General features: G+C 52.3%; 16 protein-coding genes. 9 read left to right on the top strand and 7 right to left on the bottom strand.

What is annotated here, in order from left to right:
- Window positions 1-2: 2 nt before the first annotated feature.
- Window positions 3-1,166 carry a dipeptidase gene (locus I8J30_RS21700; protein ID WP_210661659.1) on the bottom strand — a complete coding sequence of 388 codons (1,164 nt, stop codon included), beginning with the start codon at window positions 1,164-1,166 and terminating at the stop codon, window positions 3-5.
- A gap of 15 nt (window positions 1,167-1,181) precedes the next feature.
- Complete coding sequence (locus I8J30_RS21695; RefSeq protein WP_210661657.1) at window positions 1,182-2,168, bottom strand: ornithine cyclodeaminase family protein; 987 nt, start codon at window positions 2,166-2,168, stop codon at window positions 1,182-1,184.
- A gap of 184 nt (window positions 2,169-2,352) precedes the next feature.
- On the opposite strand from I8J30_RS21695, the gene I8J30_RS21690 reads away from it, so the two are divergent.
- The 5 genes from I8J30_RS21690 to I8J30_RS34305 all read left to right on the top strand — a co-directional run bounded on the left by I8J30_RS21690 (window position 2,353) and on the right by I8J30_RS34305 (window position 6,197).
- Window positions 2,353-3,903: a sensor histidine kinase gene (locus I8J30_RS21690; protein WP_210661654.1), complete on the top strand. Its 1,551-nt coding sequence runs from the start codon at window positions 2,353-2,355 to the stop codon at window positions 3,901-3,903.
- A complete protein-coding gene (locus tag I8J30_RS21685; RefSeq protein ID WP_210661652.1) occupies window positions 3,900-4,604 on the top strand; it encodes a response regulator transcription factor in 705 nt (234 codons plus the stop codon). The genes I8J30_RS21690 and I8J30_RS21685 overlap by 4 nt, the downstream gene beginning before the upstream one ends.
- A gap of 22 nt (window positions 4,605-4,626) precedes the next feature.
- The gene (locus tag I8J30_RS21680) at window positions 4,627-5,160 is read left to right on the top strand and encodes a hypothetical protein (RefSeq protein ID WP_210661650.1); all 534 of its coding nucleotides are present in this window, start codon (window positions 4,627-4,629) and stop codon (window positions 5,158-5,160) included.
- The gene (locus I8J30_RS21675) at window positions 5,157-5,525 is read left to right on the top strand and encodes a DUF6220 domain-containing protein (protein WP_210661648.1); all 369 of its coding nucleotides are present in this window, start codon (window positions 5,157-5,159) and stop codon (window positions 5,523-5,525) included. Before I8J30_RS21680 ends, I8J30_RS21675 begins: the two co-directional genes overlap by 4 nt.
- Window positions 5,526-5,918: 393 nt before the next feature.
- Window positions 5,919-6,197: an ArsR/SmtB family transcription factor gene (locus I8J30_RS34305; protein WP_210661646.1), complete on the top strand. Its 279-nt coding sequence runs from the start codon at window positions 5,919-5,921 to the stop codon at window positions 6,195-6,197.
- A 97-nt stretch (window positions 6,198-6,294) separates the two neighbouring features.
- Here I8J30_RS34305 and I8J30_RS21665 read toward each other — a convergent pair whose 3' ends face one another.
- Complete coding sequence (locus I8J30_RS21665; RefSeq protein WP_090982727.1) at window positions 6,295-7,113, bottom strand: phytanoyl-CoA dioxygenase family protein; 819 nt, start codon at window positions 7,111-7,113, stop codon at window positions 6,295-6,297.
- Between the two features lie 112 nt (window positions 7,114-7,225).
- Between I8J30_RS21665 and I8J30_RS21660 the strand changes: the two genes are divergently transcribed.
- Together I8J30_RS21660 and I8J30_RS21655 are read left to right on the top strand one after the other, a co-directional pair.
- Window positions 7,226-8,065: an AraC family transcriptional regulator gene (locus I8J30_RS21660; protein ID WP_210661644.1), complete on the top strand. Its 840-nt coding sequence runs from the start codon at window positions 7,226-7,228 to the stop codon at window positions 8,063-8,065.
- Between the two features lie 83 nt (window positions 8,066-8,148).
- Entirely contained in the window at window positions 8,149-9,066 is a 918-nt protein-coding gene (locus tag I8J30_RS21655; protein WP_210661642.1) for an aldo/keto reductase, read from the top strand.
- 56 nt (window positions 9,067-9,122) lie between these two features.
- On the opposite strand, the gene I8J30_RS21650 is transcribed toward I8J30_RS21655, so the two are convergent.
- From I8J30_RS21650 to I8J30_RS21635, 4 genes are all read right to left on the bottom strand, one after another.
- Entirely contained in the window at window positions 9,123-9,977 is an 855-nt protein-coding gene (locus tag I8J30_RS21650) for an aldo/keto reductase (RefSeq protein WP_210661640.1), read from the bottom strand.
- A gap of 120 nt (window positions 9,978-10,097) precedes the next feature.
- Complete coding sequence (locus I8J30_RS21645) at window positions 10,098-11,483, bottom strand: MATE family efflux transporter (RefSeq protein ID WP_240548271.1); 1,386 nt, start codon at window positions 11,481-11,483, stop codon at window positions 10,098-10,100.
- Window positions 11,484-11,633: 150 nt separating this feature from the next.
- A complete protein-coding gene (locus I8J30_RS21640; protein WP_210661638.1) occupies window positions 11,634-12,488 on the bottom strand; it encodes a patatin-like phospholipase family protein in 855 nt (284 codons plus the stop codon).
- Between the two features lie 131 nt (window positions 12,489-12,619).
- Complete coding sequence (locus tag I8J30_RS21635) at window positions 12,620-13,111, bottom strand: HPP family protein (RefSeq protein WP_210661636.1); 492 nt, start codon at window positions 13,109-13,111, stop codon at window positions 12,620-12,622.
- A 156-nt stretch (window positions 13,112-13,267) separates the two neighbouring features.
- On the opposite strand from I8J30_RS21635, the gene I8J30_RS21630 reads away from it, so the two are divergent.
- Window positions 13,268-13,714 (top strand): DUF4395 domain-containing protein, encoded by a 447-nt coding sequence (locus I8J30_RS21630; RefSeq protein WP_210661634.1) that lies wholly within the window; start codon window positions 13,268-13,270, stop codon window positions 13,712-13,714.
- An 85-nt stretch (window positions 13,715-13,799) separates the two neighbouring features.
- On the top strand, window positions 13,800-14,243 hold the full coding sequence (locus tag I8J30_RS21625; RefSeq protein ID WP_210661632.1) for a DUF3888 domain-containing protein: 444 nt from the start codon (window positions 13,800-13,802) through the stop codon (window positions 14,241-14,243).
- The last annotated feature ends 90 nt before the right edge of the window (window positions 14,244-14,333 follow it).

The raw sequence follows: 14,333 nt of genomic DNA, 5'->3' as shown, positions 1-14,333 counted from the left end.
CCCTATCCCCATACCTGCTCGAACACACGCAGCCAATTGCCGCCCATAATCTTCGCGATCTCTTCGTTCCGATAACCCCTTGCAATCAACCCCCGCGTGAAGTTGATAAAATAGCTGTACTTCTCCAGCCCCTTCACCGTCTCCGTGGAAGGTCCGTCTCCCTTAGCAAAACCAAGCATCGGCGCCACATGCTCCTTGAAATGGACAAGCGCCCATTCCACATCGCTCATCGGCCAATCGGTTCCGATGCCGACATGATCGACGCCAACGAGTCGCACGATGTAGTCGATATGGTCCAGCACATGCTCCATCGTCGTATCCTTCGGATCGCCGTGTACGAACCAAGGCATGGCGAACACGCCGATAACGCCGCCTGTTGCGGCAATCGCCTTTATTTCCTCATCGCTTTTGCAGCGCGCATGGCCGTAGATCGCCTCGGCTCCGGTATGCGAAGCAATCACCGGATGAACGGAAATGCCGCACGCATCAAGCGTCGTTTGTTTGCCGCAGTGACTTGTGTCGACGATGATGCCAAGGTCGTTCATCCGGCCGATGAAACGCTCGCCGAATTTGCTCACGCCTCCGTCCGCCGGCTCCATGCAGCCCGAAGCCACATAGTTCTGATTGTTGTACGTCAGTTGAAGAATTCGGAGGCCGAAGTGATGCAGCGTGTCCAGCAAATCCAGGTTTTTGCCCAGGCCATCGTTCTCCTGCGCCGTCACAATGCCGGCTTTCCGGCCGCTGCGCTTGGCTTCGCGGATATCTCCGGCCGTCAGCGCTTTATCGAGCCATTCCACGGCATCGAACTGGCGCTGCACTTCGCCCATGCTCGTGACGACGCTCTCCGGGCTCGACAGATCGAGCTCTCTGTTGCCTGCCGTAATGCCGGAACGGTACCATTCCTCTTTGAACTCCGCAAGCTCCCCGCGGGCGATCATGCCTTTAATGAGTTTAGCCGGCATCATGCTGTATTCCATCGGTTGGTCCCTATAGGGCTCGCATTGTTCCCGCAAATGATCGGATACATGCGCCGGTATCGCCTTTGGCGACAGCGGCCCCTGGAACAGCAGGTCAATGATGATGATTTGCTCGTGAAGCTGCTTCGCCCGTTCCTCTTCTTCCCCCGATAACGGGAAAGGGTATACTCCCTCTGGTTGCAGATTCATGCTGAATTCCCTCTCCTAAAAGTCAATTTGCGTGCCTTTATGTAAACGAATGGCTTCTTTCAAAATAAACCCGGCTGCCGCCAAATCCTCGCTCGCGAGTCCAAGCGCTTTGAAGAGCGTAATCGCTTGTTCCGAGCTTCGCCCCTGCCTGCTGCCTGTCAGCAGCTCGCCAAGCTCGCCTCGAATATGCGTTTCCGTAATCACGCCTTCCGCGAGCGGAATGAGATAATCGCCTGCTTCGTTAACCGCCGATTCCCTGCGATCGACATGCAGCTCTGCACGCCGCACGAGCTCGGAGTCCAGCTCCCTGTCCTTCGCTCGGCATGCCCCAACCGCGTTGACATGCGCGCCTGCTCGGATCCATTCGCCGTGGACAACAGGCGTCGTCGACGCTGTAACGGTACAAATGATATCGGCCTCTGCCACAGCCTGCTCCGCAGTTGGCATCGCTTCAACGATAATGCTGGCTCCTCCTCCGTAGCGCTGCTCGGTTTCCAGCTTAAGCTGCGCCGCATGCGCCGGATTCGGGCCCCAGATCGTAATGCGCCGGATCGGCCGCACAAGCAGCATCGCTTCAATATGGCTGCGCGCCTGCTCCCCCGTCCCGATCACCGCGAGCGTTGCCGCATCTTCGCGCGCGAGCAGCTTCGTCGCGACTGCGCTGACCGCCGCCGTACGGATGGCCGTAATCTGCCTGCCGTCCACGATGGCTTCGAGCCCTCCCGTACCCGCATTGAACAGCGATACGAACCCTTGATGCGAGGGCAATCGCTTGGCATGATTGTCGGGGAATACGGTAATGATTTTGGCGCCAACCTTCTCCTCCCGCTTCAAGTAAGCAGGCATCAGCCCCATCAAATTGCCCCCGCGCACAGGAACAACGCTCCTTAAGGATTGGACCGCTTGTCCGGTTGCCAGGTCCGCCAGTACTTCCTCCATAATGCCGATACAATCCTGCATCGTCAGCAGTTCTTTGACTTCATTCTGTGTAATGACCAACATGCGATTCACCTGTTTCTGTATTTGCTCGTTCCAGTATAGCAGAATCTGTGTTACCTTTACTCGGACTCCGGCACCATGAGCCCCTGCAGCTCGCTGCCGGGCATTGTTTATACTTTTTTTAGAACTGGTTTATGGAATATTTACGGGTAGATACTACAATGAAATGGAAGGAGGCTGCCACGCCATGTCCATCCGAACGAAATTGCTTTTCTCCTATATTGCGATGATTGTTGTTCCGGTTCTGCTGCTTGGCATTACGGTTACCTTAGCGGCGAATGTCTTCAAGCAGGACATGACTTCCCAAACCGGTCAAGCAGATCATCATAGTCGTCATGTACCGTTTGCCGAAATCCGCGACTTGTTCAGCGGACGCAGCGAGATCGCTTCCGGTTTGCGGTTCGTGGCTCAGCATGATCCGAAGCTGCTCAGCGATCCTGCTTTCCTCGCTTCGACGGAGTCGGAGCTCGCCAAAGTAGACGCCGGCATGATCATCCTTGTCGATAAAGCCGAAGCTCCGGCCTACGCATCTCCGGGGTTCTCAGCCGAGGAAGTTATCGCCCAATTGCGAGGCGACAACGCCGATGACAACGGGCATCGACGCTACGATCACCCGGGGCCGCCGAGAGGCAATAGCCTTGATCAAATCGACTATACGCTCCCTGGCGGCAAATCCGCTTCAATCATTATCGTGTCCGATATGGAACCGGTCGCGAGCTTCTTCAAGCGGTTTATCCCAACCGTACTGCTGGCATTGCTTCTTGCACTCGTGCTGACGAACGGCGTTCTTACCTTCTTCGTCTCCCGCAGCATTATTAAGCCGCTGCATGCCCTGCGTGATGCCGCGGGGCAGATCCGCGAAGGCCGGCTGGACCATGCCATTCATCTGCAGCGCAAGGATGAAATCGGACAGCTTGGATCGGCTTTCGAGGAGATGCGCATTCGGTTGAAAGGTTCGATTAACGCGCAGCTGCAGCTGGAACAGAGCCGCAAGGAGCTGCTTGCGAACATTTCCCATGATCTGAAGACGCCCATTACGGCTATTCAAGGCTGCGTCGACTGCCTGCGCGGCGGGGTTGCCGATACGGAGGAGAAACGGAACAAATACATCGCTATGATCGGCGGCAAAACGACCGATATGAACCGGATGATCGAAGAGCTGCTGCTCTACTCGACGCTGGATATCGGGAAGCTGCCGTTCCGGTTCGAGACGCTGGACATCGCAGAGTACCTCAGCCTCACCGTCGAGGAGCTGAAGCTGGACCCTCGGCTTAGCGGAGCCGAGATCCGGTTCCGCAACAACGCGGCAGCAACAGGTGCAGGCGGCGACCCGCTGCTCGTTCGAGCAGACCGCGAGAAGCTGCATCGGGCGATCTTTAACGTCGTCAATAACAGCATTAAACATATGGACAAAACGCCGCGGGTACTGACGATTGAGATCGCCAGCCATGCGAGTCATGCCGCTACCGCAGCTATCGTCATCTCGGATAACGGGGCTGGCATTCCGGCCGAAGCGCTGCCCCATGTGTTCGACCAGTTCTACCGGGCAGAGTCGTCGCGCCGCCCGGATGCGGGCAGCAGCGGGCTTGGACTCGCGATTGTGAAGCAAATTATCGAAGAACATGGCGGTACCGTTGAAGCCGACAGCCGGGAGGGCGAAGGGACGGCAATCACCCTTCATCTCCCCGCCGTCCAGCGAGTAAAGTTATCATCCGAAGAAAGCGAGGAGCCGCTATGAATCGAACTCGAAAACGAATCTTGATTATCGAGGATGACCCTGTCATCGCCGAGGTGCAGAAGGACTACTTGGAAGCAAGCGGCTTCTCCGCAGACATCGCGGACCGCGGCGATCTTGGACTGGAAATGGCGCTTCGAGGGGATGGCTATGACCTCATCCTGCTCGACCTGATGCTGCCGCGCATGGATGGCTATGAGGTGTGCCGGCGCGTTCGGGAAGCGAGCAACATTCCTATCCTGATCGTCTCCGCGAAGAAAGAGGAAGTGGATAAGATCCGCGGATTCGGGTTCGGAGCCGACGATTATATCTTGAAACCTTTCGGGTTAGGCGAGCTTGTTGCACGGGTCAAAGCGCATGTGGCACGGTACGACCGGCTTGTGGGCAGCGGAGAGTGGCGCAAGGATGAGCTGCAGCTGCATAACATCCGCATCGACCGGCAATCCCGCCGCGTGTACGTCAACGATGAGGAAGTGCTTTTCACAGCCAAAGAGTACGATCTGCTGCTCTTCCTCGTCATGAATCCAAACCGGGTCTTCCGCAAAGAGGAACTGTTCGAGCGAATTTGGGGGCTGGACGCGCTTGGCGATCATGCCACGGTCACCGTTCATATCAGCAAGCTGCGGGAGAAGCTCGAACGCGATCCGTCCAAGCCGCGGTATGTCGAGACCGTTTGGGGTGTCGGCTACAGATTCAATCTATAACCATTAGAGGAGCTGCGTTACGTTGAAAAAGCTAACCTTGCAGGGACGCAGAATACTTCTGCTGCTGCATATTATTTTTGCCGCCATCATGCTTGGCATGCAGGCTGTGTTTATCATTCTGGCGCTGACTGCTTCCGTGACAAGCGATAGTACGGTGCTGCACGCTTGTTATTCCATCATGAATTTGCTTGCCTCAAGCAGCGTTCGCGCCTCCACCATTGGAGTGACCGTCACCGGCATTATGCTGTCCGTAATGACTTCGTGGAAGCTGTTCCGTTACAACTGGATCATTGCCAAGGAGGTGCTTACCTTGGTGTGCATCGGCGTCGGTATCTTCGGTTTGTATGAATGGACTTTGAAGGGGATCGAGCCGACAGCGCAAGCCGGACTTGGCGCATGGCAAACATCGGGTTTTACCGTCAATCACACGCTGCTTTGGATCGGCATTGCGGCGCAAACCGTTTCGCTCATCGTCATGTACATGTTATCGATATGGAAACCCGGCGGCGAACGGCGGCCATATCGCAAACCATTAAAGGAGGTTAAACAGACATGATCCGTTTATCCAAAATCATTTATTATGTACTAGCCTGGCTGTTCGGCATTTCGTTATTCACGCAGGTGTTTCTGGCCGGCCTCGCTGTCTTCGATAATGGCGATTGGTCCATGCACAAATCCTTCATTCACTACTTCGAGTTTGTTCCGATTGGGATGATCGTATTCGCCCTCATCGGCCGCATGGGCTGGAGAAGGGCTGTATTATCAGCCTTATTATATGTGTGCATCATCTTCCAATACATTTCCGTCAACCTAGATACACGCGCGATCGCCGCCATCCATCCCGTTACGGCACTCCTAATGCTTTGGGCCACGCTGACGATCATTCGCCGCTCTAACCCGTGGAAGCCAATTAGCGGATAGTGCCTCGCACAATAAGACGGTTGATACCCAACTACCTTCCCATTAGCCTATGTTAAATAAGCGTTTGCCTAATTAAGCGAGAACTTAATTAAGCGAACGCTTATTTAATGTCATGATTGAAACACTCACGCCTGAGCGGAACCTTGGTACCGCAGAATATCAAGCGCTTCTAGGATGACAACAACCGGTCGGCATTGAACTATCCTAACTATTTTAACTACCTAACTACCCCAACTACCTTTCCAGCGAACCTCTTTATTTAAGTGCACACTTAATTAAGTACCTGCTAAATTAATGACATCATCGATACAACTACGAGCTACCCTAACTGCCTTTCCAACAATCCTCAATAATTAAATGTACACTTATTTAAGCACATGCTAAATTAATGACATGATTGATACAACCATTCAAGCCTTGGCGGAGCCCAGATGCAGAGATATTTTATATTTCATCCGTGACAAGGAACTGACCTCGAGTGCCATCGCATCGCATTTTTCCGTTTCGGCATCGGCTATTTCACAGCATCTTAAAGCACTGGAAGGCGCAGGCCTTGTTGTTGTAAGGCGCGCCGGCACCCAACGATTCTACGGTGTCAGGAGGGAAGGTTTTTCCGAATTGAAACAGTATCTCGAAAACTTCTGGGATGACAGTCTGCCATCGCCACATTAACTGCCGGAGTCCAATCGAAAAGTTGCTCGTTTAATCAACAAAGAGACACCGAATATCTCGGTGTCTCTTTTGTCATCTATAGGTTACAAAGTCTGGATTACCACTGCCAAGGCATTTTGACAGATGCGCCGACTCTTTCGTGTCTGAACAGGCTTTTCACAGCCGGTGATGCTTGGTCGTAGGCTTCTTGCGGAACGTGAATCGATCCGCCTGCACCGTACCAGTCGTTGTTGTAGATCAATGCGATGTTTGTGCGGTTCTCTTGCGTACGGTTTGGCGTACCGCGGTGCCACATGCGAATGTCACGGATAACAACCGAGCCCGCAGGCATGTAGACTTTCTCCGAGTACATGGATTTGGCTGCGCGCAGCATTTCGCCGTCGATCGAAGTATGCTTCGTGCTCTCAGGGTCAAGATGTGTTCCGCCCGGCCATACTTCAAGCGGTCCATTCTCTTCATGAACATCCACGAGCGGGATATTCATAACCAAGCTGTATGCCGGCAGCGCTACACCCAGTGTTGGGAACAGCGGCGGCACGTCGGAGTGTACGTTTTGATAATCGGAACCTGGGCAAGCTGTATCCGAAGCCAGATACGTACAACGAACGCCTTCGCCAAGAACGGCGTTGATAACAGGCATCGCAAATGCGTTTGCTACCATGTAATCATTTACAAATGGTTGTAAAAAAGGTAGATGCATCTGTGCGCGGTTCGTACCAGTGTTGTACCCGAATCTGTCGATGTATTCGTTGAAGATCGGAAGGAATGCATCCTTAATCTCTTGTACTTGCTCCTTGGACAAAACGCTTTCAAATCCGATATATCCGTTTTTGCGAATTTGCTCAATAGCTACCTCGATTGTTTCTTGCTCCGGTACACCAGTCAGCTTCTCTTGCTCAGTCAATTTCAACAACATATGAATCACTCCTCGTTTTCGATTTATGTCCTGATTATACGTTGCAGAATCCAAGGCGTATTGTATAATGGAATCGAAATTGTAAAAAAGTCAGAAAAAGTTGGTGATAATTTTGGCAGCAAACGATAACCTCCTTACCGGACTCGAAGAACTCATTGCCCTTATCGACTCGGAGTGGCCCTCCCTCGACCTACATTCCTATGGCTTGTGGCGGAACCATGGCTGGGATGGCGTCGGCCATAGCTTCGAGCTGAATTACTATATACAAGGCAGTAATTTGATTCGTCAGGATCAAGCGAAGGTCGAAGTGAAGCAGGGCGATCTGCTTTTCCTGCCGGATACGATTCGCAAGAGCAGCTGTGATGACGGCAGCTTCAGAGTGTTCTTCTTATCGTTCTGGTTTAAGGACGACGCGTTAAACACACGGCTGCGCCAGATTTACAAGACAATCGCCCGTGATTCCCATCCGCTTGCGGTGCCGGGACTGGAGGATGATTTTGTCGCGCTCATTACGGAGCTGCGCTCCGGCCTGCGTTCCCCGCATCTGCTGAAGCATCTGTTCATTCATATTTTGGTGAAAATTTACCGCGCCGTTCATATTTATCATGGCACGCGGCCCAAGCATAATAAGCATGAGCAGATGATTGGAGAAATCATTAAGGAGCTTAATGAGAATTACGGTTCCGATATTTCATTGGCTGATATCGCCGCAACCTATTCGCTGAACGAACGGTACTTGAATCATATTTTCAAAGGGGCAACGGGCATTCCGCTTGGACGGTATTTGATGAAAATTCGCATTGAGCAAGCCAAACGGCTGTTACGCACCACCCATCTGCAAATTACCGATATCGCGATGGATACCGGTTTTTTCGACGCGGCACACTTCTGCAAATCCTTCAAGAAACATACCGATTATACGCCGGCCGAGTATAAAGCGCGCATGGAATAAGCGGTGAGCTTGAATCCGTGAGGCTTGTATGTCACAATCTTCTGTAGGACTATACCTATTCGCAAATTAGGAGGATGAAACGAATGAGAACGATGAAGCTCGGAAGCAGCTCCCTTGAGGTGCCGGTTCTTGCTGTAGGGTGTATGCGCATTAATGGGCTAGAGAAAGCCGAGGCGGAACGATTCGTCCAAACCTCGCTTGAACACGGGGCGAACTTCTTTGACCATGCCGATATTTACGGAGGCGGCAAGTGCGAGGAAATCTTCGCGGACGCCATACATATGAATGACGATGTGCGGGAGAAAATCATCCTGCAATCCAAATGCGGCATTCGCAGCGGCACGTTCGACTTCTCGAAAGAGCATATCCTTGACTCTGTAGATGCCATCTTAAAACGTCTCAGAACTGATTACCTCGACATTCTGCTGCTGCACCGTCCGGATGCGCTGGTTGAGCCGCATGAAGTAGCAGAAGCTTTCGATAAACTGGAGAGCTCAGGCAAGGTTCGCCACTTCGGCGTATCCAACCAGAATCCCATGCAAATTCAACTGCTCAAAAAAGCAGTGAAGCAGCCGCTTGTTGCGAACCAGCTGCAGCTGAGCATTACGAATGCCAACATGATCTCGAACGGCATCAACGTCAACATGACGGTCGATTCGTCCATCAACCGCGACGGCAGCATTCTGGATTACTGCCGCCTGAACGACATTACGATTCAACCTTGGTCGCCATTCCAATACGGTTTCTTCGAAGGCGTATTCCTGGGCAGCGAGAAGTTCCCTGAGCTGAACAAAGTCATCGATGAAGTCGCAGCTAAATATGAAGTGAGCAACACTACGATCGCGATTGCATGGCTGCTTCGCCATCCGGCACAAATGCAGCCGGTCACAGGCACCATGAACATCGAGCGGATTCTCGATTGCATCAAAGCAAGCGAAGTCCACCTGACACGTGAAGAATGGTACGCCATCTACCGCGCGGCAGGCAATATTTTGCCATAAGCATAACAAAAGGAGCTGAGAGGTCCGATCATTCGGACTTCCCGGCTCCTTTTTCTTTAATTCCGCAGCCCCCACAGCTCCTCGAACTTATCCGGGTCCATGCCGGAGCGTTCATTGCGGTTCAGCGCATCCAGCCGCTCCATGTCGCCCAGCGACAATTCGAAGCCGAAGATATCGGCATTCTCGTAGATCCTCTCCGCCTTTGCCGATTTCGGAATCGTCACGACGCCGTTCTGCAAATCCCAGCGCAGCACGATCTGCGCACCGGTACGCCCGTACTTCCCGGCCAGCTCTTGAACGAGCGGCTCTTCCAGCAATCGGCCCAGCATTAGCGGGCTCCAAGCAACGAGCTGAATCCCTTTGCCATTGCAGTAGCCCTGCAGTTCCTTCTGCGTCAGGCGCGGATGATATTCCACTTGGTTGACCGCGGGCACCACACTGCACGCTGCAAGCAGCGTATCCAGATGCCTTATCTGAAAATTGCTGACGCCAATTGCTCTTACTTTGCCTTCGGCATATAACTTCTCCATCGCACGCCATGTTTCCATATAATGAGCACTCACCGGCCAGTGGATCAGGTAGAGATCGATGTAGTCCATACCGAGCTCATCCAGCGACTTATCGAACGCCTTCAGCGTAGCGTCGTAGCCTTGATTGGCGTTATCCACCTTGGTCGTGACGAATATCTCTTCTCTTGGCACCCCGCTCGCCCTAACCGCTCTGCCGACACCTTGCTCATTACGGTATGCCGCTGCCGTATCGATGCTTCGATAGCCCGCTTCAATCGCCGTACGCACCGCATGCTCCACATGTGCGCCATCTTCCGGTCTGCCCTGCCATACACCGAGTCCAAGCCATGGCATAACAACGCCATTATTCAGCGTGACACCGCTCGAAATGGTTTTCGTCATCCTGCACCTCTCCTCTACATCCGACTCATTCTCCCCCATCATAGGACAGCGCATGCCGGTTGTCAGCACCGAAAACCAAAAAATCCACAACCGCATCTTCCGGTTGTGGATTTCATTTCATTACGCTTCAAGCGAATGCACGGGCAAATGCTCCCGGCTCACAATTGCCTTCCTCGTCCAAACCCCGCTCTTCCATCTGGCCAGCATCAGCAATCCGCGCACCCATTCATCCACTGCGAACGAAATCCATACGCCGATTAATCCCATCTCCAAATGAATGCCGAGGTAGTAGGATAACGGTACGCAAATCCCCCACATGGAGCAGACACCCATGAGGACCGGGAACTTCGCATCCCCCGCCGCACGCAGCGAGTTGATCACGACAATGTTAAACACTCGGCCCGGTTCCAAAATAATCGAGAGCAGGAGGATACTCGCCCCGACCGCGATGACCTTCGGATCATCCGTGAACAACCCGACCAGCTGATAGCGGAACAGCGCCGCGATGCCGACGATTACGGCTGTCAGCAGAATGCTGATCCGCAAGCTTCGCAGCAGCCGGAAGTAGGCGGCTTTCTTCTCACCGGCCCCGACCATATGCCCGACGATAATTTCCGTCCCCATGCCAATCGCCATCGACAACGCCATGAAGTAGGCGCTGATATTGTAGACATACACATGGGCGCTGAGCGCCTGTTGGCCAATGATATTGATAAAGCCCATAATCATCATCATCTGCGACTGCCAGGCCAGATGCTCGCCGGCAGACGGCAATCCGATCCCGAGTATTTTCTTCATGTACAGCTTATCGAAGGAGATATAGTCTCGGAGCCTGATGGGGCTCGGCGTTTTGCGATACAAGAGGATAACCAATACGATAAGGCCGAGAATTCGGCTGCCGATCGTGGATACAGCCGCGCCGGTCACGCCCCATTCCGGGAATCCAAGGTTCCCGAAGATAAGCAGGTAGTTACCCGCGACATGAATCAAATTCACGCCGAGCGTCACATACATAACGTCCCGTGTATTGCCGTTTGATCGAATAATGGACGAAACCGCGTACGACATCGCCTCAATCCATATAAATCCGCCAATCAGCTTCAAATAAGTACTCGCGATCGCAATTTGCGAGGGGTCGAGATGCAGCAGCCGCATGCCCGGTTCGCTGAAGCAGACAACGATGACGCTGACAATAACGCCGAAGATCAAATTCATCATAATGGCTAACGCGGAGATACGGCTGGCCGTTGCTTTTTGCCCCGCCCCCAAGTACTGCGTAACCGCGACGCTCGTTCCAATCGCGACGAATCCGAACATCATAATACAGAACATAATAATTTCATTGGCAAATCCGACAGCTCCCGCCACTTTATCCGAGATCCGGCTGAGCATGAAGACATCGGCAGTCCCGAGCATCATACGCAGAACCGAATCCACCAGAATCGGCCATGACAGGGCAAAGAGGCTCAGCTTCTTCCAGGAAGGTACAGCATCGTTTTTAATCAAAGGGTCTATCTCCTATCACTTATCCATCTCATCTCTCTATACCAATCGTTATTATCCCACCTCCACCTGACCCTGTCTATGCCAAAAGACCTCCAATCCCGTATCGAGTTGGAGGTCCTTCAATGTATATCCGCTTCAGCACCGTTCAGTTTATGCCTGCATCCATGCTTTCATAACCGGCATTAACCGTTTGGCGTCTTCATAGCCTTCCTTGTACAGAGCGTCCAGCTTAGCCGGATCGCGCTCCATCCGACCTACCGTCAGCTTCTGCTGGGGCCGAATGACGAAGAGATTGCCTTTACGCTCCTGCTCGTCAATATAAGCTAACGTATCGTTGTAGATTTCATGACGGCGAAGCATGACTTTGACAAACTCAGGGTATTTCCTATAAGCCCGTCGTACGAGCCAGCCGAAACGGTTGCGTGATTTGCGGTAACCCGTATCTCGGGTCAATACGATTACGTTGCGCTTGAAGCCATCGCTCTCTGCTTTGCGAAGGGGAATCGGATCCGAGATCCCGCCATCCAGCAGGTTTCGGCCGTTATATTCCACAATCGGCGCGATAAACGGAAGCGAGCTCGATGCGCGAATGATCTTCAGCAGATCAAAGCCGGGATCATCGCGGTGATAGAAAATCGTCTCCCCGGTATCGCAATCGGTCGTACCAATAACGAACTGCTCCTTACTCGCTTCGAAAGCTTGATAATCGAATGGAACAATAACGTTCGGGAGCTCATCGAAAATAAAATCCATGCCGAACAGCTCGCCCTTGCTGAAATAATTTTTCCAAGAGATATAGCGCGGATCCGTGACCCAACCTACATTGACTTCGCGATTGCGGCCCAGCTGTCTCGATAAGTAACTTGCCGCCATGCAGGCTCCGGCCGATACGCCGATCGTATAGGGAAAGTACATGTCCTGTTCTGTAAAATAGTCCAGCACGCCGGCCGTATAGATGCCCCGCATGCCTCCGCCTTCCAGCACTAAACCGATGGATGAATCCATGATCAAACTCCTTTACCCTGTCTTTCCGTGTCCGCTACCTTCATTGTACCGATCGCTTTACGGGAGAGTCAATTTTACGACAAACAAGAGCCGACCTGGTGCGGCCGACTTTCTTACGCAAACTATTCATATCAACTGGCAATGTCTCTGGATTCGACTGCTGCCGGTTTGTTTCGGAACATGGCTGATAATTGGTGACCGAACTTACGCTCCAGTACCTCCGCCAACACAAGAGAGCCCATTAATCCAAGCAGCGCCGCGCATACCGATATCGGAATTGCCCATAGATGCGGAGAATGCGAGAAGAAAGGAATCAGTGCAACTGCAGCAATCGGCGGTGCATTCCAATTGAATTTACGGATCAACCAAATGATAATGACGGCATTCACAAATAGAGTGAGCGAGCTCGGGTAGAGATAGAACAGAATCGTGCCTATTAAAGCCGAAACAACAGCGCCAAAGGTGATCTTACCCAGCTCCGACATCAGATAAGTACGAGAGAGAAATAAGAAGCTAAAGGCGCCGATCGTCGGGAAAAACAGCGTATCCAGGAACGAAACATGCAGCGAGAGCCAGTAGAGCAGCACGACATACAAACAAATAGCTAAAGATTTCACATTCATTAGGTCGTTAAGGCCTCCTAATCGAATTTACACCCTTTTTATTATAACGACCTGTCCCGCAAAAATCATCCGAAAAATAGCCGTTTAATCCTACCCGATAACTAGGTTTTGGTGTATAATGAGAATACTGATTCGACTTACAAGGAGGGCCTTGAGATGAGTAACCAACCGCTTCTCCCTACGTATGAATGCGTAGACGATGTTCCTTTGCACCGTGTTCGCGGCAACCAGCTTGGGATTTTGCTTAGCGTTATTCTTAGTGTTAGTACAGGGCAGCTGTGGATATTGGCTCTTCCCCTGGTCGTCCAACTGATTAGCCGCACTTATGGAGTGAACTATAATCTGTTTGTTCGTCTATTCGCCCCATTATTCCCCGCCAGCGCTCGGACGGAAAGCCGTGAGCTGCTCCGCTTCAACAATTTGCTGGCGATTCTATTCCTCGCTGTCGCACTAATTGCCTATGCTCTCGGGTTCCTGACTGTAGCCTATGTCGCGCTTGGCATGCTCACCGTAGCCGTTGTGCTTGCGCTATGCGGATTTTGCCTCGGCTGCTTCATGTACTTCCACTGGAAACAATATCGCTTGAGACGGAAAATATCGTAATGATTAGAGACCGACCTTAACTTAAGGCCGGTTTTTTTTGTGAGCGATGCGAGTGTTGCGCGATTAGCTGGGGATAATAGCGGATATGAGAAACAAAATTCTTCTATGCGTTGTGTTGATTATGGCTGTGGTGCTGAATCAGACCTCCCCTACTCAGGCTGCTGCTCCGAATAAACCGTCGGTAGATTCCAAAGAGCTGCAGCTGCAGGACATGTTAGTGCTGCTCCTGCTGCCTGATATGACGGCTAAGCTTGCCGAGGTTTATGCCAAAGATCTCGTTGCAGGGCCTGATCTCTTTCCCTATATGGTCGATGTCACGCATGTTGAGCGAATCAAAGGATTTCGAGGGTTCATGTTTCATATCACCCTTCATGTCTACCCGACTGTAGGACCGCATATTTCGGTCGGCGAAGATCTGATGACGTACCAAATTTCCGCCGAGCCCAACATAAAGCTCATCCGCCTCGTACACCTGAAAGGCCCTGATCGGACTAACTTTCCGCCTAATTATCTGGACCTGTTGAGATAGAACAGCCCGCCCCATTACGTGAATGGGGCGGGCTGTTTAGCTGTTGGATGAATGCTTCGGCGACCGGAGGCCGCTACAAACCAATCTCCC

The organism is Paenibacillus lignilyticus, assembly GCF_017942085.1.
GTDB lineage: Bacteria > Bacillota > Bacilli > Paenibacillales > Paenibacillaceae > Paenibacillus_Z > Paenibacillus_Z lignilyticus.
This window is presented reverse-complemented; position numbering and strand designations above follow the sequence as displayed.